This window comes from Bacillus sp. SG20033, from assembly GCF_044570195.1.
In the GTDB taxonomy this organism is placed as follows: Bacteria; Bacillota; Bacilli; order Bacillales; family Bacillaceae; genus Bacillus; species Bacillus subtilis.
In genome coordinates this window covers 2,635,650-2,655,793 of the sequence record NZ_CP172606.1, presented here as the reverse complement: position 1 = coordinate 2,655,793, position 20,144 = coordinate 2,635,650, and the positions used below count along the sequence as shown (strand labels likewise).

General features: G+C 41.7%; 24 protein-coding genes and 1 tRNA gene. 19 read left to right on the top strand and 6 right to left on the bottom strand.

Going from position 1 to position 20,144, the window contains the following annotated elements; all coding sequences use genetic code 11:
- Positions 1-2: 2 nt before the first annotated feature.
- Positions 3-785, top strand: a complete 783-nt coding sequence (pstB, locus tag ACFVP7_RS14030) for a phosphate ABC transporter ATP-binding protein PstB (RefSeq protein WP_014480273.1) — start codon at positions 3-5, stop codon at positions 783-785.
- Between the two features lie 27 nt (positions 786-812).
- On the opposite strand, the gene ACFVP7_RS14025 is transcribed toward pstB, so the two are convergent.
- Positions 813-1,277, bottom strand: coding sequence for an endolytic transglycosylase MltG (locus ACFVP7_RS14025; RefSeq protein ID WP_014480272.1), 465 nt, complete (start codon positions 1,275-1,277; stop codon positions 813-815).
- Complete coding sequence (locus tag ACFVP7_RS14020; RefSeq protein WP_014477348.1) at positions 1,274-1,627, bottom strand: hypothetical protein; 354 nt, start codon at positions 1,625-1,627, stop codon at positions 1,274-1,276. Before ACFVP7_RS14020 ends, ACFVP7_RS14025 begins: the two co-directional genes overlap by 4 nt.
- Positions 1,628-1,807: 180 nt before the next feature.
- Here ACFVP7_RS14020 and ACFVP7_RS14015 point away from each other — a divergent pair, with 180 nt between their 5' ends.
- The 12 genes from ACFVP7_RS14015 (at position 1,808) to ACFVP7_RS13960 (ending at position 12,197) form a co-directional block, all read left to right on the top strand.
- A complete protein-coding gene (locus ACFVP7_RS14015) occupies positions 1,808-2,278 on the top strand; it encodes a hypothetical protein (RefSeq protein WP_072175540.1) in 471 nt (156 codons plus the stop codon).
- Positions 2,275-3,354: a glycosyltransferase family 4 protein gene (locus tag ACFVP7_RS14010; protein WP_396582324.1), complete on the top strand. Its 1,080-nt coding sequence runs from the start codon at positions 2,275-2,277 to the stop codon at positions 3,352-3,354. Before ACFVP7_RS14015 ends, ACFVP7_RS14010 begins: the two co-directional genes overlap by 4 nt.
- A gap of 83 nt (positions 3,355-3,437) precedes the next feature.
- Positions 3,438-3,587: a 50S ribosomal protein L33 gene (rpmG, locus tag ACFVP7_RS14005; protein WP_003153056.1), complete on the top strand. Its 150-nt coding sequence runs from the start codon at positions 3,438-3,440 to the stop codon at positions 3,585-3,587.
- Positions 3,588-3,671: 84 nt separating this feature from the next.
- On the top strand, positions 3,672-4,235 hold the full coding sequence (locus ACFVP7_RS14000; protein ID WP_043857824.1) for a 5-formyltetrahydrofolate cyclo-ligase: 564 nt from the start codon (positions 3,672-3,674) through the stop codon (positions 4,233-4,235).
- A 66-nt stretch (positions 4,236-4,301) separates the two neighbouring features.
- Positions 4,302-4,475: a hypothetical protein gene (locus tag ACFVP7_RS13995; protein ID WP_003230126.1), complete on the top strand. Its 174-nt coding sequence runs from the start codon at positions 4,302-4,304 to the stop codon at positions 4,473-4,475.
- An 89-nt stretch (positions 4,476-4,564) separates the two neighbouring features.
- On the top strand, positions 4,565-6,088 hold the full coding sequence (gene yqgP / locus ACFVP7_RS13990; RefSeq protein ID WP_338730583.1) for a rhomboid protease YqgP: 1,524 nt from the start codon (positions 4,565-4,567) through the stop codon (positions 6,086-6,088).
- 231 nt (positions 6,089-6,319) lie between these two features.
- The gene (locus tag ACFVP7_RS13985) at positions 6,320-6,535 is read left to right on the top strand and encodes a YqgQ family protein (RefSeq protein WP_004399107.1); all 216 of its coding nucleotides are present in this window, start codon (positions 6,320-6,322) and stop codon (positions 6,533-6,535) included.
- Between the two features lie 10 nt (positions 6,536-6,545).
- Complete coding sequence (glcK, locus tag ACFVP7_RS13980) at positions 6,546-7,511, top strand: glucose kinase GlcK (RefSeq protein ID WP_015714264.1); 966 nt, start codon at positions 6,546-6,548, stop codon at positions 7,509-7,511.
- A 116-nt stretch (positions 7,512-7,627) separates the two neighbouring features.
- A complete protein-coding gene (locus ACFVP7_RS13975) occupies positions 7,628-9,544 on the top strand; it encodes an LTA synthase family protein (RefSeq protein ID WP_003230133.1) in 1,917 nt (638 codons plus the stop codon).
- Between the two features lie 82 nt (positions 9,545-9,626).
- Positions 9,627-10,757 (top strand): M14 family metallocarboxypeptidase, encoded by a 1,131-nt coding sequence (locus ACFVP7_RS13970; RefSeq protein WP_338734163.1) that lies wholly within the window; start codon positions 9,627-9,629, stop codon positions 10,755-10,757.
- A gap of 61 nt (positions 10,758-10,818) precedes the next feature.
- The gene (locus ACFVP7_RS13965; RefSeq protein WP_338730582.1) at positions 10,819-11,880 is read left to right on the top strand and encodes a hypothetical protein; all 1,062 of its coding nucleotides are present in this window, start codon (positions 10,819-10,821) and stop codon (positions 11,878-11,880) included.
- Positions 11,881-11,882: 2 nt separating this feature from the next.
- Positions 11,883-12,197 carry an MTH1187 family thiamine-binding protein gene (locus tag ACFVP7_RS13960; protein WP_003230139.1) on the top strand — a complete coding sequence of 105 codons (315 nt, stop codon included), beginning with the start codon at positions 11,883-11,885 and terminating at the stop codon, positions 12,195-12,197.
- A gap of 31 nt (positions 12,198-12,228) precedes the next feature.
- Here ACFVP7_RS13960 and ACFVP7_RS13955 read toward each other — a convergent pair whose 3' ends face one another.
- Positions 12,229-12,402, bottom strand: a complete 174-nt coding sequence (locus ACFVP7_RS13955; RefSeq protein WP_003230141.1) for a DUF2759 domain-containing protein — start codon at positions 12,400-12,402, stop codon at positions 12,229-12,231.
- Between the two features lie 156 nt (positions 12,403-12,558).
- Here ACFVP7_RS13955 and ACFVP7_RS13950 point away from each other — a divergent pair, with 156 nt between their 5' ends.
- Positions 12,559-13,194, top strand: a complete 636-nt coding sequence (locus ACFVP7_RS13950; RefSeq protein ID WP_338730581.1) for an MBL fold metallo-hydrolase — start codon at positions 12,559-12,561, stop codon at positions 13,192-13,194.
- 39 nt (positions 13,195-13,233) lie between these two features.
- Here the strand turns inward: ACFVP7_RS13950 and ACFVP7_RS13945 are convergent, their stop codons facing one another.
- The gene (locus tag ACFVP7_RS13945; protein WP_003226300.1) at positions 13,234-13,479 is read right to left on the bottom strand and encodes a DUF2626 domain-containing protein; all 246 of its coding nucleotides are present in this window, start codon (positions 13,477-13,479) and stop codon (positions 13,234-13,236) included.
- A 231-nt stretch (positions 13,480-13,710) separates the two neighbouring features.
- On the opposite strand from ACFVP7_RS13945, the gene mgsR reads away from it, so the two are divergent.
- Positions 13,711-14,091, top strand: a complete 381-nt coding sequence (mgsR, locus tag ACFVP7_RS13940; protein ID WP_014477337.1) for a transcriptional regulator MgsR — start codon at positions 13,711-13,713, stop codon at positions 14,089-14,091.
- A gap of 66 nt (positions 14,092-14,157) precedes the next feature.
- On the opposite strand, the gene ACFVP7_RS13935 is transcribed toward mgsR, so the two are convergent.
- Positions 14,158-14,228, bottom strand: a tRNA-Gln gene (locus ACFVP7_RS13935).
- A gap of 86 nt (positions 14,229-14,314) precedes the next feature.
- Between ACFVP7_RS13935 and rsbRD the strand changes: the two genes are divergently transcribed.
- Positions 14,315-15,151, top strand: coding sequence for an RsbT co-antagonist protein RsbRD (rsbRD, locus tag ACFVP7_RS13930; protein WP_015714260.1), 837 nt, complete (start codon positions 14,315-14,317; stop codon positions 15,149-15,151).
- Positions 15,152-15,203: 52 nt separating this feature from the next.
- Here rsbRD and ACFVP7_RS13925 read toward each other — a convergent pair whose 3' ends face one another.
- Positions 15,204-16,532, bottom strand: a complete 1,329-nt coding sequence (locus tag ACFVP7_RS13925) for a hemolysin family protein (RefSeq protein ID WP_375059921.1) — start codon at positions 16,530-16,532, stop codon at positions 15,204-15,206.
- Between the two features lie 142 nt (positions 16,533-16,674).
- Here ACFVP7_RS13925 and corA point away from each other — a divergent pair, with 142 nt between their 5' ends.
- From corA to comGB, 3 genes are all read left to right on the top strand, one after another.
- A complete protein-coding gene (gene corA, locus ACFVP7_RS13920; protein ID WP_004399136.1) occupies positions 16,675-17,628 on the top strand; it encodes a magnesium transporter CorA in 954 nt (317 codons plus the stop codon).
- A 411-nt stretch (positions 17,629-18,039) separates the two neighbouring features.
- On the top strand, positions 18,040-19,110 hold the full coding sequence (gene comGA, locus ACFVP7_RS13915; protein ID WP_015714258.1) for a competence protein ComGA: 1,071 nt from the start codon (positions 18,040-18,042) through the stop codon (positions 19,108-19,110).
- Positions 19,097-20,134, top strand: coding sequence for a comG operon protein ComGB (gene comGB, locus ACFVP7_RS13910; protein WP_338730579.1), 1,038 nt, complete (start codon positions 19,097-19,099; stop codon positions 20,132-20,134). Before comGA ends, comGB begins: the two co-directional genes overlap by 14 nt.
- The last annotated feature ends 10 nt before the right edge of the window (positions 20,135-20,144 follow it).

Sequence of the window (20,144 nt, the reverse complement as noted above, 5' to 3'; positions counted from 1 at the left end):
CAATGAGTATTGCTACCGAAGCTGTAATGAAACAAGAAGTATATCAAGTCAATGGAATGAACTTATGGTATGGACAGCATCATGCTTTAAAAAATATCAATTTGAGCATTTATGAAAATGAGGTTACGGCGATTATCGGGCCATCCGGATGCGGGAAATCGACCTTTATCAAGACATTGAATTTAATGATTCAAATGACGCCGAATGTAAAGCTTGCAGGTGAGCTGAACTATAATGGCAGCAACATTTTAAAGGATAAAGTGGACATCGTGGATTTGCGGAAAAATATCGGCATGGTCTTCCAAAAAGGGAACCCGTTTCCGCAATCTATTTTCGATAATGTGGCTTACGGACCGAGAGTCCACGGCACCAAAAATAAGAAGAAGCTTCAGGAAATTGTGGAAAAGTCATTAAAAGACGTGGCGTTATGGGATGAGGTGAAGGATCGATTGCATACGTCCGCTCTTTCGCTGTCAGGGGGCCAGCAGCAGCGTCTTTGCATCGCCAGAGCACTTGCGACCAATCCTGATATTTTGCTGATGGATGAACCGACATCTGCACTAGATCCAATCTCAACGAGAAAAATTGAAGAACTCATTCTAGAGCTGAAAAATAAATATACAATTGTCATTGTCACGCATAACATGCAGCAGGCAGCAAGGGTTTCTGATCAAACCGCCTTTTTCTACATGGGCGAGCTTGTTGAATGCGACAATACGAATAAAATGTTCTCTAACCCGAAGGACCAAAGAACGCTCGATTACATTTCAGGAAAGTTTGGATGAAAAAACAGGCTGAGTCAGCCTGTTTTTTTATCGTGTTAACGTTTTTACGATCTTTTTGAAACTCATGTCTGATTTTACTTTAAACTCGCCGGCACGAATTTCTTTGTGATAGCCGGCATCAATGACATAGTCATTAAAGTCTTGAGCCGAAGAGATAATGCCCTCTTTTTCAAGAATAGCAGATACATCCGCAGTGCTCATGCCATCTTTAATTTTGAGCTTGTACGTTTTGACTTTGTCTGTTTTCGTGTCTGAGCTGCTGTCATCGGTCAACGATTTCTCTTTTGAATCAAGAAGTTTTTGATATTCATCACGGTTCACAGAAACCATTTTTTTAGAATCAAGGTAATTGTTCACGTCTTGTTCAGTTACTGTTTTATTATCTTTTACAGCAGCGGCCTGGTCTTCGTCAGTCAGATAAAAAACAGCTGCAAGAACGGCTGTCGCTAAAATGATGCCGCCAGCAAATGCCTGAATGCCCCGTTTTGTCATACGAGCACCTTCTCATTATCTTTGATAATCGTATTCACGTCTTCCACTGATACATGCTCAGCTTTAGCAATCGCTTCAGCTGACATACCGTTATTATATTTAGAAAGTATTTGTTTAGCGATTTTTTGATTGATGTCGCTCTGCTTTGATTTGCGAATGACAAGGTTAGTTTCCAGTAATTCTTCCTCAAGCACTGTCATTTTCTTTTTGAGCTTGTAAATTTCCTGCATCGCAGAAAGCTGCAGTGTTTCGAGTTCCTGTTCTACATCTTTCATCGGGTCTCTTTGAGAATATGAGAATGCAATTAGCGCTATACTGACGATAAACAACGCAATAATAGCAATTTCCACGTTTCATCACCTTCTATTCTTTTTTTATCCTTCTTTTTTATACCATAAAACCAATAGTTTCTAAAGGAATTCGCGAAAAAAACGAGATTTTGTCGAGAAATCTTTCTTTGCTTCTTCTTTATGTAATGGTTTAATAGGAACACGAAGTGAACGATTGGAAAGGAGAAATGTTAGGAGTCCATGGATAAACACCCATTTCCCTATAATATACGACATAAGCTTGCCTTTTTTAGGGACACATTCGACATGATCATTCAAAACGCTCACACCCTGACCGTAAGCTGGGAAATCTCAGAAGAAACAATGCGGCTGGCTGAAGCGGTCCTTTTCGAAAAAACGCAGGATATGATAAAAGAATTGCGCATTGTCATCAAAAGAAAAGACATTGAAGCTGTCAGGACAAAACGCACAACGTATGATAAAGGCGAATGGACGATTAGACAGGCGGCTGGTGATGCTGTATATCGGGCTGAATACAGAATTGTGAATTCAATGAATGTCTCTCTCAAGCTTGCCGGTACAGACGACATCTATCTTGATGAAAATGGGATTCGTCATATAAACAGTTTTCAGATTGAAGAAGCGCACACCAGTTGGGAGGCGCAATTTTCTGCATACACCTGTTATGGGAGAGGGGAAAAAGAACGGTGAACATTCTCATGCTTTCACCCGAACATCCCGATGAGCCGAAAAGCGGGCTCGGTGTCCATTTAAACCGCCTCAATTCCTATTTAAACCCTCATATCAACATTACAGTTTGTACTCCGAGCGGGCAGTTGTTTTCGTATGCGAAGTTTGAAGATTACATAGCTGATGCTAACTTTACAATGGTTCGCCATGTGTTATCACACAATGAACGCTTTGATCTGATTCATGCTCATGATGACACAACAGCCCCTGCCGCCCAGTATTTGAAACAACGGCTTGGCCTTCCGCTTGCTGCGACAATCCACGGCCTTGAAAGCGAAAGGAAGAAGGTGTGCCGAGAAGCCCCACACCCATACAGGCTCATGACCGAACGGCTCCTTATAGAATCGGCTGATGCTTTGGTCGTATTAAGCACATTTATGAAGCGGTCTCTTGATAAGGCGGCACATAAGAAAATAACCGTTATCCCGAGTCCTGCATCTATGGAGGAAGAGAAGGGGAAAATCTCAAGAAGCATCAATAGAAGATTCCTCTTTTCATATGGAAGGTTTGTTCCGGAAAAAGGATTTTCGCAGCTGTTAAAGGTGTTTGCCATCTTGAAGCAGCATCAGCCTGACCTCTATCTAGTGCTGGCTGGGGAGGGGCCGTCTCTGTCCTGCTATGAGAAATTGGCTGCGGCATATAACCTGAAGGATCGTGTCATGTTTCTGCCATTTCTAAATAGGAAAGACATCAGAACGTTACTGTCTCACTGTGAAATGGCTGTTTTCCCTAGTTCTTATGAACCGTTTGGGCTTGCTGCGCAAGAAAGCATGGAACAAGGTGTGCTGACTGTCGTTTCTCAGTCGGGTGGTTTTTGTGACTATGCCGTTCATGACAAAACGGCAGTCATCGTTGATTTTACGCTCGTACAGGAAGCGGCTGATCTGCTGGACAGTTTTTTAAAAGACCGGGAAAAAGCCCGCCGGATAAAAGAAGCTGGCAGACAACAAGTGTTCAAGCTCCACCACCCCCGACTCATTATGTCATCATATTTGCAGCTTTATGAGCGTATCTTCAATAATTCAGCAATTCATTGAAAAACAGCCTAGCATTCCGTCCATTATAGTGGTATTATATATAAGTCTGAATAAGTAAATGATTTTAGTTTGGAGGGAAAATAATGCGCGTTAATATTACTTTGGCTTGCACTGAATGTGGTGAGCGTAACTATATTTCTAAAAAGAACAAACGCAACAATCCAGACCGCGTTGAATTTAAAAAATATTGCCCACGTGATAAAAAATCTACGTTACACCGTGAAACAAAATAACAGCCTTGCTGTTTGAGGTGTAAGAAAAAAGCCAGAGCTTTGAAAAAGGTTCTGGCTTTTTTTCTATTCCGAGGGGGATGAGAGATGAAATCACAATTAAGAAAAAAGACGCTGGAGGCACTGTCTGCTTTATCAAATGAAGATATTCTTCAAAAAACGGAACGTATGTATAAGTACTTGTTTTCTCTGCCGGAGTGGCAAAATGCCGGCACCATTGCCGTCACTATTTCCAGAGGATTAGAGATACCGACGCGTCCTGTCATTGAGCAGGCTTGGGAAGAAGGAAAACAAGTTTGCATCCCAAAATGCCATCCGGACACGAAGAAAATGCAATTTCGGACATATCAGACCGATGATCAGCTCGAAACCGTGTACGCCGGACTGCTCGAGCCGGTAATTGAAAAAACAAAAGTAGTAAACCCATCACAAATTGACTTGATGATCGTTCCAGGTGTTTGTTTTGATGTTAACGGGTTTAGGGTCGGCTTTGGAGGCGGCTATTATGATCGCTATTTAAGTGAATATGAAGGGAAGACAGTCTCTTTGCTTTTGGAGTGCCAGTTGTTTGCGCACGTACCCCGCCTGCCGCATGACATCCCTGTACATAAGCTGATAACAGAGGATCGGATTATTTCTTGTTTTTCATAACTTTCCTGTCCCTTATTCGAGAATAAATAAGGTAGAATAACAAACCCTATTGGCAGGAGGGATATCATGAAAAAACTTTTGATATATGCCATTTTCGCGGTTTCTGCCGTCATGTTTTATCAAAATCGCTACCGTCTTATGAATACTGTACTCAGCCAGCCAGGAATCAGGCGGTCTTTTATCCATTTGTTTTTAAGAATTCCATTTATCCGCAATAAGTTTATACAGCAAGCTTTCTAAAATCCCGTGAAAAACGGGATTTTTTGCTTTCAGTAGGCGTTTCGGAGCGCCAGCTGTTATAATGAAAAAAAACTATTGGAGCGGTAAACATGTTTTTGCTGGAGTATACATATTGGAAAATTGCGGCGCACCTGGTGAATAGCGGGTATGGCGTCATACAAGCCGGCGAGTCAGATGAAATATGGCTGGAAGCGCCGGACAAGTCCTCTCATGATCTAGTTCGTCTTTATAAGCACGATCTTGATTTCCGTCAAGAAATGGTTAGAGACATCGAAGAGCAGGCCGAACGAGTAGAACGAGTCAGACATCAATTGGGCAGACGAAGGATGAAGCTGCTGAACGTGTTTTTTTCAACGGATGCCCCTGTTGATGACTGGGAAGAGATTGCAAAAAAAACTTTTGAGAAGGGAACTGTGTCAGTTGAGCCGGCGATCGTTAGAGGAACGATGCTTCGAGATGATCTTCAAGCGGTTTTTCCATCATTTCGTACAGAAGATTGTACAGAGGAACACGCTTCGTTTGAAGATGCGCAAATGGCACGAGAACGCTTCCTTTCGCTAGTGCTGAAACAAGAAGAACAGAGAAAAACTGAAGCGGCGGTTTTTCAAAATGGAAAACCGATTTTTACATTTTTATTTATTGCGCTTCAGATCCTGATGTTTTTCTTGCTCGAAATAAACGGAGGCAGCACTAATACGGAGACGCTGGTGGCTTTTGGAGCAAAAGAAAACAGCCTGATTGCACAAGGAGAATGGTGGCGGCTTCTGACACCGATCGTGCTTCACATCGGCATAGCGCATTTAGCTTTCAATACGCTGGCTTTATGGTCGGTTGGTACAGCGGTTGAGCGGATGTATGGATCGGGCAGGTTTCTGCTGATTTATCTGGCTGCTGGCATTACGGGTTCGATTGTGAGTTTTGTGTTCAGCCCGTATCCTTCGGCAGGCGCATCAGGAGCCATATTCGGATGCTTAGGCGCATTACTGTATGTTGCTTTGTCCAATCGAAAAATGTTTTTAAGAACCATAGGAACCAATATTATTGTCATTATTATCATCAATCTGGGCTTTGGTTTTGCGGTTTCGAATATTGATAATTCAGGACATATCGGCGGCTTGATTGGCGGCTTTTTCGCTGCAGCAGCACTGGGGTTGCCTAAAGCCGGAGCCTTTGGAAAAAGATTGTTGTCAGCGGTTTTGCTGATTGCTTTGGCTGTTGGATTTTTATATTACGGATTGCATTCGCCTTCACACCAGGAGTCAGCGCTGATTCAGCAGGCAAGCGAGCTGTATCAGGAAGGAAAGTATGAAGAAGTAACAGAATTGCTGAACGGAGAAGCAGCGCAAAAAGATGCCTCTGCCGATCTTTTGAAAATTCTTGCTGTTTCTGATATTCAAATCGGCGAATATGATCAGGCGGTTTCCCTTTTGGAACGAGCAGTGAAAAAAGAACCTAAAGACCATGCTTCCTATTACAATTTAGCGTTATTGTATGCGGAAAAAAATGAGCTTGCACAAGCAGAAAAGGCCATCCGGACGGCTGTGAAACTGAAGCCGAAGGAGCAGCGCTACAAGGAGCTGCAGCGGCAAATTGAAAACAATAAAGAATCATAAAGGTGGAATATGGAAAGGAAGCTGGCTTTTTTGTCAGCGTTTTCTTCTTGACTGACCGCTTCCTTATGAAGCAGCGCTACAAGGAGCTGCAGCGGCAAATTGAAAACAATAAAGAATCATAAAGGTGGAATATGGAAAGGAAGCTGGCTTTTTTGTCAGCGCTTTCTTCTTGACTGACCGCTTCCTTATGAATACGCTTATGATAGTTAAGTTCAAGAAATGGTGAGGAAAATGAATACATTTTATGATGTGCAGCAGCTGTTAAAAACGTTTGGCCACATTGTTTATTTTGGAGACAGAGAGCTTGAAATTGAGTTTATGCTGGATGAATTAAAGGAATTATACATGAACCACATGATTGAAAAGGAGCAGTGGGCCAGAGCGGCAGCTGTCCTTCGAAAAGAATTGGAACAAACAAAAAACGGAAGAGATTTTTATAAAGGCTAAGGTGATAAAAATGGACGAGATATGGTTTGCGGGCATTGACCTGGGAGGAACGACGATTAAACTCGCTTTTATTAATCAATATGGCGAAATTCAGCATAAGTGGGAAGTTCCGACTGATAAAACCGGCGACACGATTACTGTCACAATTGCAAAAACTATCGACGGCAAGCTGGATGAGCTGCAAAAACCGAAGCACATCATCAAATACATCGGAATGGGTGCACCAGGCCCTGTAGATATGGCGGCAGGAGTTGTTTATGAAACAGTAAATCTAGGGTGGAAAAATTATGCTTTGAAAAACCATCTGGAGACAGAAACCGGCATCCCAGCTGTTATAGAAAATGACGCGAATATTGCTGCGCTCGGGGAAATGTGGAAGGGAGCGGGTGATGGCGCAAAAGACGTCATTCTCGTGACGCTTGGCACAGGAGTTGGCGGCGGCATCATTGCAAATGGTGAAATTGTACATGGCATAAATGGCGCCGGCGGAGAAATCGGCCATATTTGCAGCATCCCTGAAGGCGGAGCGCCCTGCAACTGCGGCAAAACGGGCTGTATCGAAACAATTGCGTCAGCAACCGGAATTGTAAGAATTGCAAAAGAAAAAATAGCAAATGCTAAAAAGACGACACGTTTACAAGCAACCGAACAATTGTCAGCGCGGGATGTGTTTGAAGCGGCGGGTGAAAATGATGAAATTGCCCTTGAGGTGGTTGATTATGTAGCCAAGCACCTTGGTTTGGTGCTCGGAAATTTGGCAAGCTCGCTTAATCCATCCAAAATCGTTCTTGGCGGCGGCGTATCGAGAGCCGGAGAACTGCTGAGATCAAAAGTCGAGAAAACATTCCGCAAATGCGCGTTTCCGCGGGCAGCCCAAGCTGCTGATATTTCAATCGCAGCACTTGGAAATGATGCCGGCGTTATCGGAGGCGCTTGGATCGCTAAAAATGAATGGCTGAAACATCAAAATTGTTAAAATTGTGTAAATGAAATTGATTTTTTGTTGTGCTCAGGTTAAGATTTAATTTGATGTGTTAATGAGAATGTTGGGAATAGACTGATTTTTTTGAGCGTGCTGCATAGGAGGTTGAAATGCGAAAAACGTTTTTTTCGAAGATTTCATTTATGCTGATTGCCATTTTATTGATGTGGCTGAAAACGTATGCTGTTTACAAAACCAGTTTTCATATTAAAATCGACAATCTAACACAGGAATTTATTCTGTTTATCAACCCATTGAGTTTTTTGTTGCTTATTTTTGGCCTCAGCCTGTTTTTGAAAGGCAAAAACAGAAATCGCTATATTATCGCGATGAGCTGTCTTGTCACGTTTGTATTGCTGGCAAATATGGTTTTTTACCGTTTTTACAATGATTTCTTAACAATCCCTGTTCTTTTTCAAACGAGCAATATGGGTGATCTCGGAAGCAGCATCGGAACACTTCTTGAGCCGACAGACCTCCTATTAGCTGTAGATATTGCGGTTTTAATATGGCTTCACATCCGGCAAAAAGCTTTTCAATCGGACATTCCCTCAACGAAAAATGAACGGGCGGCTTATTTTTTGTTCGTTGCTTCTGTTTATTTCTTCAACCTGGGCTTGTCTGAGGCGGAAAGACCTCAGCTATTGACACGCTCATTTGACAGAGAAATGCTTGTTAAAAACATTAGCCTGTTTAATTTTCATATTTACGATGGCGTTCTTCAGTCAAAGCAATCCGCACAGAGAGCGTTGGCAGACAGCAACAGCCTGACGGAGATTGAAAACTACGTAACCGCTAATGCGAAGGATGCCAACAAACGCTTATTCGGCGCTGCAAAAGGAAGGAACGTCATTCTCGTATCCTTAGAGTCGACGCAAAGCTTCGTGATTAATGAAAAATTGAATGGAGAAGAAATCACGCCTTTTCTGAATGACTTTATAAAACAGAGCTACAACTTTAATAATGTTTACCACCAAACAGGCCAGGGGAAAACCTCGGATTCTGAATTTATCGTGGACAATTCACTGTATCCGCTTGGACGAGGTGCCGTATTTTTTACGAATGCGGGCAATCAATATATGGCCGCTCCTGAAATTTTGAAAAACAGCGGATACTATTCAGCGGTGCTCCACGCTAATAATAAGAGCTTTTGGAATCGTGATTTAATGTACGACTCATTTGGATATGATTCGTTTTTTGATATTAACTCGTATGATGTAACTGACGAAAATTCAGTCGGCTGGGGACTTAAGGATAAAGAATTTTTTGAGCAGTCTTCAGAGCTGATGAAAAATCTGCCTCAGCCGTTTTACTCGAGGCTGATTACACTGACGAACCACTTCCCGTTTGATCTTGATGAAGAGGATCAATTGATTGATGAATATGATTCAAGCAGCCAGACGCTAAATAAATATTTTCCGACAGTGCGTTATCAGGATGAGGCGCTGAAACGGTTTATCGAAAAGCTGAAGGAAGACGGGTTATACGACAACTCTGTTATTGTATTATATGGTGACCATTATGGTATATCAGAAAACCATAATGAAGCGATGGGGCAGTTTTTAGGAAAAGAAATAACCCCATTTGAAGAGGTACAGCTCCAAAAAGTGCCGCTGGTCATTCATATTCCGGGTATTACTGATAAAAAGCCGCAAACCATTGAAACAGTAGGCGGGCAGATTGATATCAGGCCGACGCTGATGAATCTTTTAGGGATTGATACGAAAGATCAAATTCAATTCGGCAACGATCTGCTTTCAGACGAAAAACTGGACTTCACGGTGCTCCGGGACGGGAGCTTTATCACAGATCAGGTTGTTTATACAGACGGTGCGTGTTATGACAAAGAGACGGGAAAACCGTTAGAAGAGACAAAACAATGTGAAGCATTTGCTGATAAAGCAAAACAGGAGCTATCACTTTCTGATGAAATCATTTATGGGGATTTGTTGCGATTTTATGACCAGAAAAGGCTGGACAATTCGTCAAAACGGAAAGAAAAACAAATGCTTGATCAGGCATCGTAATCACAATGTCTCCCGCGTCAAAGTGAGCGGGAGGCTTTCTTTTTTTAAATACGCTGTCATATAGTAACAAAAAAGGGGGATGATGATGGCGTTTATTACGGTGAAACCTGAGATCAAGAACAATTTGGCCAGAGTGGCGAAAGAACTGAAGATAGACGAGGAATTGCTTAAAAGTGCAAATCGCTCCGCACAAAAACATCAATTGTATTGCCCTGGTTATGTGATAGAGGAGCATAGCGGCAAAGAGCTTCAAAGCATTCAGGACATAAAGGGCTTTTTACAGCCTCGGCAGCTGAAACTTTCTGATAGCTGGATTGAGCAAGAGAAAATCTATGATGATTCAGCTGTTGAAAAGGAAATAAAGAAGATTATTGATGTTTTTCCGTTTGTCTCATGCCGGGAAATTGGCCGTTCTGTACTCGGCAGGCCTATCTGGGAGCTGAAGGCTGGTGGGGAGCATGCCGTAAAAAAGGTCCATATGAACGCGTCATTTCATGCGAATGAGTGGATTACAACGTCTGTCCTGCTAAAATGGTTTAAGGAATACTGTATGTCATTATGCTGCAATTCGCCTTTCTTTGGCTTTTCTCCCATAAAGCTGTTTAACAGCACATCCTTATCCCTCGTTCCTCTTGTCAATCCGGATGGCGTTGATCTTGTTTTAAACGGATCAGAAGTCATGGGAGCCAGAAGAGATGAGCTCGAAAGGCTAAATGAACATCGTCCAAATTTTAATGAATGGAAGGCGAATATAAACGGGGTTGATTTAAATAAACAATTTCCATCATTATGGGAAATTGAAAAATACCGAAAACCGACAGCACCCAGCTACCGCGATTTTCCGGGAATCTCTCCGCTTACGGAGCCGGAATCTATTGCGATGTACCGGCTGATCACGGAGAATCCGCCTGACAGACTGCTGGCTCTTCATACTCAAGGAGAAGAAATTTATTGGGGCTATAAAGGCCTTGAGCCTGAGGAATCTGCTGCCGTCATAAAGGATTTTGAGGAGTTAAGCGGGAACATTTATAAGGGAGTAAGGGATATAGACAGCTATGCTGGATTTCGTGATTGGTTTATTCACCATTATTTTAAGGAAGGGTATACGGTGGAACTTGGAAAAGGCCAAAATCCTTTGCCGTTTCAGCAGTTTTCACACATATATAACGCCACAAGCGGCATCTTGTGGAGGGCGTTATTTTTTCATGAGTAACTGAAACTTTTTCTTTTTCCTGCCGAAGCAAATATGAGAGAATAAAGATGATCGGAGGGGAATGCTGATGAGATCAGTTTGTTTTATTCTGCTGGCGGTATTGCTGTTTAGTTTATCGGCATGCGAACCATCTCATCAGCAGCAAAAACAGGCATCGGCGGCAAAAGATGAGAAAAAAGACATCATACCGCTTTCCGCGGAAAAAGCGGATGGGGCGGAAGGCTGGCTGAATAACAGCACAATATTATATACTGCGTCTAATCCGACGAAAACAGAGCTTTTTGCGTACCGCATCTTTACAGGCAAAGCGAAAAAGCTCTATCAAACGGATGGTCAAATCGTTGATGTTCAAATCAATGCGAGGGAGCAGATGATTCTGCTGCAAATCACACATAGCCAAAAGACGGCAGTGGTTTTGCTTAATGCAGAAGGAGAGGCGCTTTACGAAAAAGATTACGAAACGTATGAGCTTGAGGCTGCTTGGAATCAGTATGATCCTTATCAAATGATGGTGACGGAATTCAATGAAAACTGGGATTTCCATACATATCAGGTGAATGCTAAAAAAGACGAATCTTTCTTAAGTCCGGTACAGGTTCCGTTCATTCATTGGACATCCAAAAATACATTTGATTATGTAAAAGAGGGAAGAAACGATAAAACAGGGCCTTTATATACGTTCGATACAGCTTCTAAGACGGAACAGAAGCTTGAGGATGACGTTCTATTCTTCGATTCTTTCCATCAAATGAGTTTTACTGTCAAATCAGCTTCCGGAGGAAAAGGGACGTATCAGTTTAAAACGCCGCAATCAACATCACCTGTTACAGCGAAATGGCCGCTCCAAGCGAAATATACAAGTTTGGCTCCAATGGAGTATGACTATGATGATGCAGGAGGCCTGTTTTATACATTCAAACAAAGCGGCGATGCATATAAGCTCGCAGCAATCAATGTAGCATCGGGAGAGACAAAGGATCTTGTGTCTCTGCGGGAAATGGAGCCGATTCAAATATCTCCGAACGGGAAATATGCGTTATACGGCTTTCATTTTGAGCAAATTATTTTATTGAAATCACATGAAACGAAGCAACTCATCATTGATCAAAAGGAGATGGAATAACGATGGCTATCGCAGATGTAACCATTATCCCAATCGGTACGGAAACACCCAGTGTCAGTGCTTACGTAGCCGATGTGCAAAAGATATTAGAAGGATATCAAGCAGAAGGGAAAATCAAATATCAGCTGACACCGATGAATACGCTGATCGAGGGAGAACTCAGTGACCTTTTTGCAGTCATTCAGGCAATTCACGAAGCGCCATTTCAAAAAGGATTGCACAGAGTCGCAACGAATATCCGTATCGATGACAGGCGTGACAAAAAAACGACGCTTGAGAGCAAAATAGAAAGTGTCAATAAACATTTACAGCCATAAAAATAAACCTGTATCCCATCGGATACAGGTTTTAATGTGCGGTTGGATACCCGCTGTTTATTACGGTCATCACGGTAAACCAGCCAAAGACAAATAAGGTGGCACCGGCTAATAAAAACCCGAGTATATTTTTATTTCTAACAGAACGCAAGACTCCCCATAAAGCGAAAAGAGCGACAAGGCCGAAAATCACGACAAGTAACATAACACAGCCCCCTTTACATTGAAAAACCTGCAATTCTTTCCAGTTTTATTCTACCTGTTTTTTATAGGTTTGTCGATAGCGTTTTCATTGCGATTGTTTGAATCTTTTTTAAAAAACCCTCATAATAAGAGCATAAAAAAGAAAGAGGTGATAATAGTGAAATGGAGACGAATGCCAGTAGGGCCGATTCAAGCGAACGCATATTTTCTCATCAATGATGATCAATGCCTGATTTTTGATCCGGGCGGCGAGGGACATAAAATCAATCAATACATAAAAGAAAAAGGGCTGACGCCTTTAGCCATTTTGCTTACACATGCCCATTTTGACCATATTGGGGCGCTTGATGAAGTGAGAGAAAAATGGGATATCCCTGTTTACCTGCATCAAAATGAAAAAAATTGGCTTACGGACGCTTCTTTAAACGGCTCCGGCATGCTGCGAGGGATAGAAGTAACAGCTAAGCCTGCAGATCATTTAATTGAAGGTGACGGTGAGTTGAATATCGGGCCGTTTCATTTGGAAACATTATTTACGCCGGGGCATTCACCAGGCAGTGTGTCTTACTACGTGAAAGATGCAGACTTGGTTATCTCCGGAGATGTCTTGTTCCAAGGCGGTATAGGACGTACGGATTTAATAGGCGGCAATCAAGAGACGCTGCTGACGTCCATTCATGAAAAACTGCTTACGCTTCCGGAACACACGCTGGTGTTAAGCGGCCATGGACCTGAAACAAACATACTGACTGAGCAGGATCAAAATCCGTTTTTAAATGGGTTTTCATTGTAAAAAAAGAGACAAACCGATAAGGTTTGTCTCTTTTTGCATTTAATGGCCTCCGCCGCCGGGCACCATAATAAAAATCGAGTAATATGTAAAGCCGGCGAAGAAAATTGTTAAATAAGCGCCAAAAATATAAATATACATGCGTTCGGTTAAGTTCAAATACGATAGAAACACAAATAAGATCGTCTGTCCAAAAAATAAAAGGGAAGCATCTTTCATATCACCTAAATAAAACATGACTGCAAAAATTCCCGTCCAAAATCCTAACACCCGGAACATGCGATTCATTTTTATCCCCTCCCGAGAGTCCCTCTGACTGTTATTATAATAGATCACACCTAGAAATGTAAACATTTTCATTATTAATATACAAATGGAATTTGTCCCTTTGATTGTGTTTTCTATTGTATGAATGTTTTTTAAAAAATAATCCGAAAAAAGTTCTGTAAATGGTTTAAATGAAAAATGATCCGGGTAGTTATTCTACAAAGAGATGGTTAACTGAGGAGGAAAAAACGAATGGAACAACAATTAACTTTTTACTCATATCCAAGCTGCACGTCATGCCGAAAAACAAAACATTGGCTTAAAGCACATCAAATTGAATTTAACGAACGGCACTTATTCAGAGAAACCCCGACAATAGAAGAATTAAAGTACATTTTATCGTTAACGACAGAAGGAATTGATGAAATTTTGGCGACAAGAAGCCAGACTTTCAAAAATTTAAATTTAAACATTGAAGAAATGACGGTAAATGAGGTGCTGGAACTTTTAATCGAGAAGCCGAAGCTTTTGCGACGCCCGATTCTAGTAGACAACAAAAAGCTGGTGATTGGTTATAACCCGGGAGAACTGTTGAAGTTATCGAAGAAGAAAACGGTTCATCAATCTGCATGATGAAAAACCGAAGATCCGCTGATTTATTCGAATCAGCTTGTCTTCGGTTTTTCACCTGTTCAGAAACTGGGCTAGCTGGATTCGAACCAACGATCACGGAGTCAAAGTCCATTGCCTTACCGCTTGGCTATAGCCCATTGAATCTAAACATAGTATGTGTAAAGGCAGACGCGTTATACATATATAGCGTACATTTTTCAAAAACAGGAGGTAGCTCATTAAGATGATAGCTCTTGATCAGCACTTAACAGAGCACAAAGAAGATATCACGCAACAATGGCTGGAAGTTTGTACATCAACAGGCAGCTGGCTGTATTCAGCGAAAGATCAGCAAAAACTAGAACAAAAGTTAAAAGACCAGCATGAATTATTGGTGACCATCGTAGCAAAATCCCTTAGAAAAGAAGACGTAGAGGATGAGCTCAACCGGTGGTCTCTTCAATGCGCCAGAGACCGTGCCGTTCATGAAGTGACGGTTACACAAAGTGTCGGCCAGTTTAACACTTTCAGGCACATCATGTTTGAATGGATTCATAAATTCAGCGAAGCTTCTTCTCAAGACATCAGCATTCAGGAATTTTATGAGTGGAGCCGGATCTTGAATCAAAACATTGATGAGATCATCGAAGTGTTTACGGAAGAATATCACCAGGTGACCATGATACAATTAAACGCGCAAAAAGAAATGATTAATGAATTGAGTGCGCCGATTATGCCGATTACTGATGGAATTGGGATTCTTCCGCTTGTCGGTGAAATTGATACGCACAGAGCGAGGACGATTTTGGAGTCTGTGCTGGAGCAGTGCTCAGCGTTAAAGCTCTCGTATTTATTTTTAGATATTTCGGGCGTTCCTATCGTTGATACCATGGTAGCCTATCAAATTTTTAAAGTGATTGACAGCACCAAATTGCTCGGCATTGAGACGATTATTTCAGGAATCAGGCCGGAAATTGCCCAAACTGTCGTGAAGCTGGGTCTGGATTTTTCGAATGTGAAAACCGAGCAAAGTCTTGCTAAAGCCCTGGCCAATAAAGGGTTTAAAATAAAAGAGTGTTGATGCCTTTGCCATGTTTATCTTGAAAGATAGCAGCTGAACAGCCTTTCACGGGCTATTCAGCTTTTTTAACTTCTATAAATAAAATGTGATGGCTGTTGATGTCTTTTACCTTAAAAGAGTAGCCATCATATTCTATGGTACTTTCAGGCTCAGCGTCTATGTTTTGTGTCAAAAACCAGCCGCCCAAGGTGTCTACTTCTGCGTCCGATAAATCGGTTCCAAGCAGGCTGTTAACATCGCTGATTAATAATTTTGCATTTAACAAGTAATGATCCTTTCCAAGTTCGCGGATATGAGGCACTTCATCCGCATCAAATTCATCACGGATTTCTCCTACAATTTCCTCGATAATATCCTCGACAGTGACCAAACCGGACGTCCCGCCATATTCATCTATGAGGATCGCCATATGAGTGCGTTCCTTTTGCATTTTCAGCAATAGTTTATAAATAGGAATCGTCTCAATGACATGGATAACGGGCTGTACGAAAGGTTCAATTTGATGCTTCTTGATTGAAAAATCTTTCGTCAGCATGGAAAACAGCACTTCTTTCATATTCATCACGCCAATAACGTTATCTTTATCCTCTCTTACAACTGGGTACCGGGTATATTTTGTTTGCTTGACTGTTTCCTGAAGATTTGAAATGGAGTCTTCATCTAGTGACAAACTAACCATTTCATTTCGCGGCACCATAATTTCCTTTGCCATTCGTTTATCAAAGGTGAAGATATTATTCATGTACTTTAATTCACTTTTTCTGATCTCGCCGCTTTTATAGCTTTCAGCCAATAGGACCCGAAGTTCTTCCTCTGTATAAGCCAGCTCATGCTCTGATGCCGGCTTCAGCCCAAACACTCCTGTAATCAATCGGGCAGAGTGGTTCAGCAGCCAAATGAATGGAAACATGATCTTATAAAACCAAATAAGCGGTTTAGCGAACAACAAGGTAATGCTTTCTGCTTTTTGAATGGCGAAACTCTTTGGAGCCAGCTCCCCGATAACGACATTTAAATACGTAACCGCTAAAAATGCGATGACGAGTGAAAGCAGGTGGGTAAGCGATTCATTTAAGCCTGCTTTATGAAAAAGCGGTCGAAGCAGAGTTTGCACAGTCGGTTCCCCAAGCCATCCCAGTCCTAAGGCTGCGACTGTGATGCCCAGCTGACAGGCTGATAAATATTCATCAAGGTGAGTGATGACATGCTTTGCCGCTTTAGCACCTTTCTTTCCTTTTGCGACAAGCTGATCAATTTTGGATCGCCGCACTTTTACGATTGAAAATTCTACGGCAACAAAAAATCCTGTTAACAAAATGAGAATAGCGACTGCTAGTAAATTGACAAATTCCAAAACAACTGCCTTCTCCAAGGAAGGCATGCACCTCCCTTTTCCGATGTCTTTCTACATTCCATACCACCTGAAAATGCTCATAAAACATGTATTGAAGCGGCAGCCTGGTTTAGTGACGCGGTTATTGGGCAATTAAATAATAAAGAACAAAAGTTTGGAGGATCTTGACATGAAGGCACATACAGGAAAGGATTGGTTTTGGTACCAAATGGGGCCTCAAGAAAGAAGTAAGGCAAGAGATCTAATCCATTTTTCTCACTGGCCTCAGTGTGAAAAGTGGTTTGAAAATAACCATCACGTTAATTTTTTGCGAGTAGATACAACTGAAACGGAAAATGAAGCGGTATTTGGGTCGATTGTTTATGATCAGGGGCTTGGTGAAGAAAAAGACCATACTGTTTTTCACTTTTATATCACCAGACAATATTTTTTTACAATCAATTTTGACTTTTCGATTTTGAGAGAGATTAAAGGCAAAGAAGTTGTCCGGCAAATGGAAAGAGCGGACAATGCGATAGAGGGGTTTTTAATTCTTCTCGGCGAACTAATGAATGCGTATTTAATCGGTGTTGATGAATTTGAAGTAAAGCTGAGAAAGCTCAGATGGCAAATTAAAGACGACAATAGCAAAAGCATTTTAAACCGCGTCCATCTCCTGCGCCATGAACTGATGATTTGGAAAAATTTGATATTAAGCGCTAAAAAAATTGAAATGGCGTTGAAAGAAACCTTTTTACCTCAAAATGAAGGGAAAAAGGATTATCAGCGGACACAACTGAAGATTGACAGGGGATTTACATACATCAGCGAATTTGAAGGGGAGCTTAACAATCTGCTGCATTCAGAGGAAGTCATTACCTCACACAGGGGGAATGAAATTGTAAAAGCGCTGACCATTTTCACGACGCTTTTTACTCCGATTACAGCTCTGGGTGCCTTATGGGGGATGAACTTTTCAGTGATGCCGGAACTGAATTGGAAATACGGATATCTCTTTTCCCTCTTATTGATTGTCACATCTACAGTTCTGATCTATCTCTATTTGAGAAAAAAAGGCTGGACGGGAGATATGCTGCAGGAGCGGAAGAAGAAAAAGAAACCTCGAAAAAGGCGGACTCTATAGGATGTTTCATATTTTGTGCAGCGTGCCCCGCTTTTTCACCAGACATATCAGGGTGACCGGATACGATGTCAAGGGGCTTATGACAGAGCATTAAATCCGCAGTTTATCGATTCTTGAAAATGACCAAATGACCGGTATTGTTGCATTAGGCGACCTTTCCGTTGAGAAAGATACTGGTCAATAAGCGAAAACAGCATAATGAAAATGGAATCTAGCAGGCATGGTGACCATGTCTGCTTTTTTATTTATAGGGAAAATTATAATGACAGGGGTACATTCAGTTGAAAGTCTTTTTTCTTGCCAGAAAGAATTGGTTTTTCAGCATATAACATCTCACAAAATCACGTTTTCCCTGTTTGATTACCGTTTCTTCTTTTTCTACAATATGCGTTGAAAGGAGAGGGAATCAAATTGGATTCAATAGAAAAGGTAAGCAAAAACTTGATTGAAGAGGCATATCTAACAAAGGCTTCTGATATTCACATTGTGCCGAGGGAGCGGGACGCTATCATTCATTTTCGGGTCGATCATGCCTTGCTGAAAAAAAGGGACATGAAAAAAGAAGAGTGCGTAAGACTGATTTCACATTTTAAATTTCTTTCAGCAATGGATATAGGTGAAAGGCGAAAGCCGCAAAACGGTTCGCTTACGTTAAAGCTGAAAGAGGGAAATGTTCATTTAAGAATGTCAACGCTGCCCACAATTAATGAAGAAAGCCTCGTGATCAGAGTGATGCCCCAATACAATATCCCTTCGATTGATAAATTGTCGCTATTTCCGAAGACAGGAGCCACATTACTCTCGTTTCTAAAACATTCCCATGGCATGCTCATTTTTACCGGGCCAACTGGTTCAGGGAAGACTACCACACTATACTCTCTCGTTCAATATGCAAAAAAACACTTTAATCGAAATATTGTCACATTAGAGGACCCTGTTGAAACAAGGGACGAAGATGTTCTTCAGGTTCAGGTGAATGAAAAAGCCGGTGTAACTTATTCCACAGGTCTGAAAGCAATTTTGCGCCATGATCCCGATATGATTATTTTAGGTGAGATCAGAGACGCGGAAACAGCTGAAATTGCGGTGCGGGCAGCGATGACGGGACATTTGGTACTAACGAGCCTTCATACGAGAGACGCAAAGGGCGCCATTTACAGACTGCTTGAATTCGGTATCAATATGAATGAAATCGAACAGACTGTCATTGCAATAGCGGCTCAGCGCTTGGTTGATTTGGCTTGCCCGTTTTGTGAAAACGGATGTTCATCAGTGTATTGCCGCCAGTCACGAAATACCAGGAGAGCTAGTGTTTATGAGCTTCTATACGGGAAAAATCTTCAGCAATGTATTCAGGAGGCAAAAGGAAATCATGCAAATTACCAATATCAAACGCTTCGTCAAATTATCAGGAAAGGAATTGCGCTCGGCTATTTAACGACAAACAACTATGACCGGTGGGTTTATCATGAAAAAGATTAGAAAAGTCTGGTCGTTAAAGGATCAAGCCAGGTTATTAAAGCGGCTCGGTGAAATGACTGCGGGGGGATATACGCTTCTGGATGGATTACGCCTGATGGAACTTCAGATGAATAAGAGGCAGGCGGCTGACTTGACTGATACGGTCACTTGTTTGAGGGAAGGGACTCCGTTTTATCAAGTACTAAAGAGTTTGTCATTTCATAAGGAAGCCTTAGGTATTTGTTATTTTGCTGAAACACATGGTGAACTGCCTGCTTCCATGATCCAGAGCGGAGAGCTGCTGGAACGAAAAATTGCACAGGCAGACCAGCTGAAAAGAGTGCTGCGCTATCCGCTTTTCCTCATCTTTACGGTCGCTGTCATGTTTTATATGTTACAGTCCATCATCATTCCTCAGTTTTCCGGTATCTATCAATCGATGAATATGGAAACCTCACGTTCAACCGATATGCTTTTTGCTTTTTTTCAGCATATTGATCTTGTGATCATTTTGCTTGTTCTTTTTACAGCAGGTATCGGGATTTATTATTGGCTTGTGTTTAAGAAAAAATCACCTGCCCGGCAAATGCTGATTTGTATCAGGATTCCTTTGGTTGGAAAGCTTGTCAAGCTGTTTAACAGCTACTTTTTTTCTTTGCAGCTAAGCAGCCTTTTAAAATCGGGCCTCTCAATTTATGACAGCCTTAATGCATTTAAACATCAAACGTTTCTCCCTTTCTACCGCTGCGAGGCTGAACAATTGATTGAACGGCTAAAAGCCGGTGAGTCAATTGAATCCGCTATTTGTGGAAGCCCTTTTTATGAAACTGACTTATCAAAAGTCATATCTCACGGCCAGCTGAGCGGCCGATTGGATCGGGAGCTTTTCACATACAGCCAATTCATATTACAGCGGCTGGAACACAAAGCGCAAAAATGGACAGGCATCCTTCAGCCAATGATTTATGGATTTGTTGCAGCGATGATCTTACTTGTGTATTTATCTATGCTTGTGCCTATGTATCAGATGATGAATCAAATGTGAAAGGAAGAGG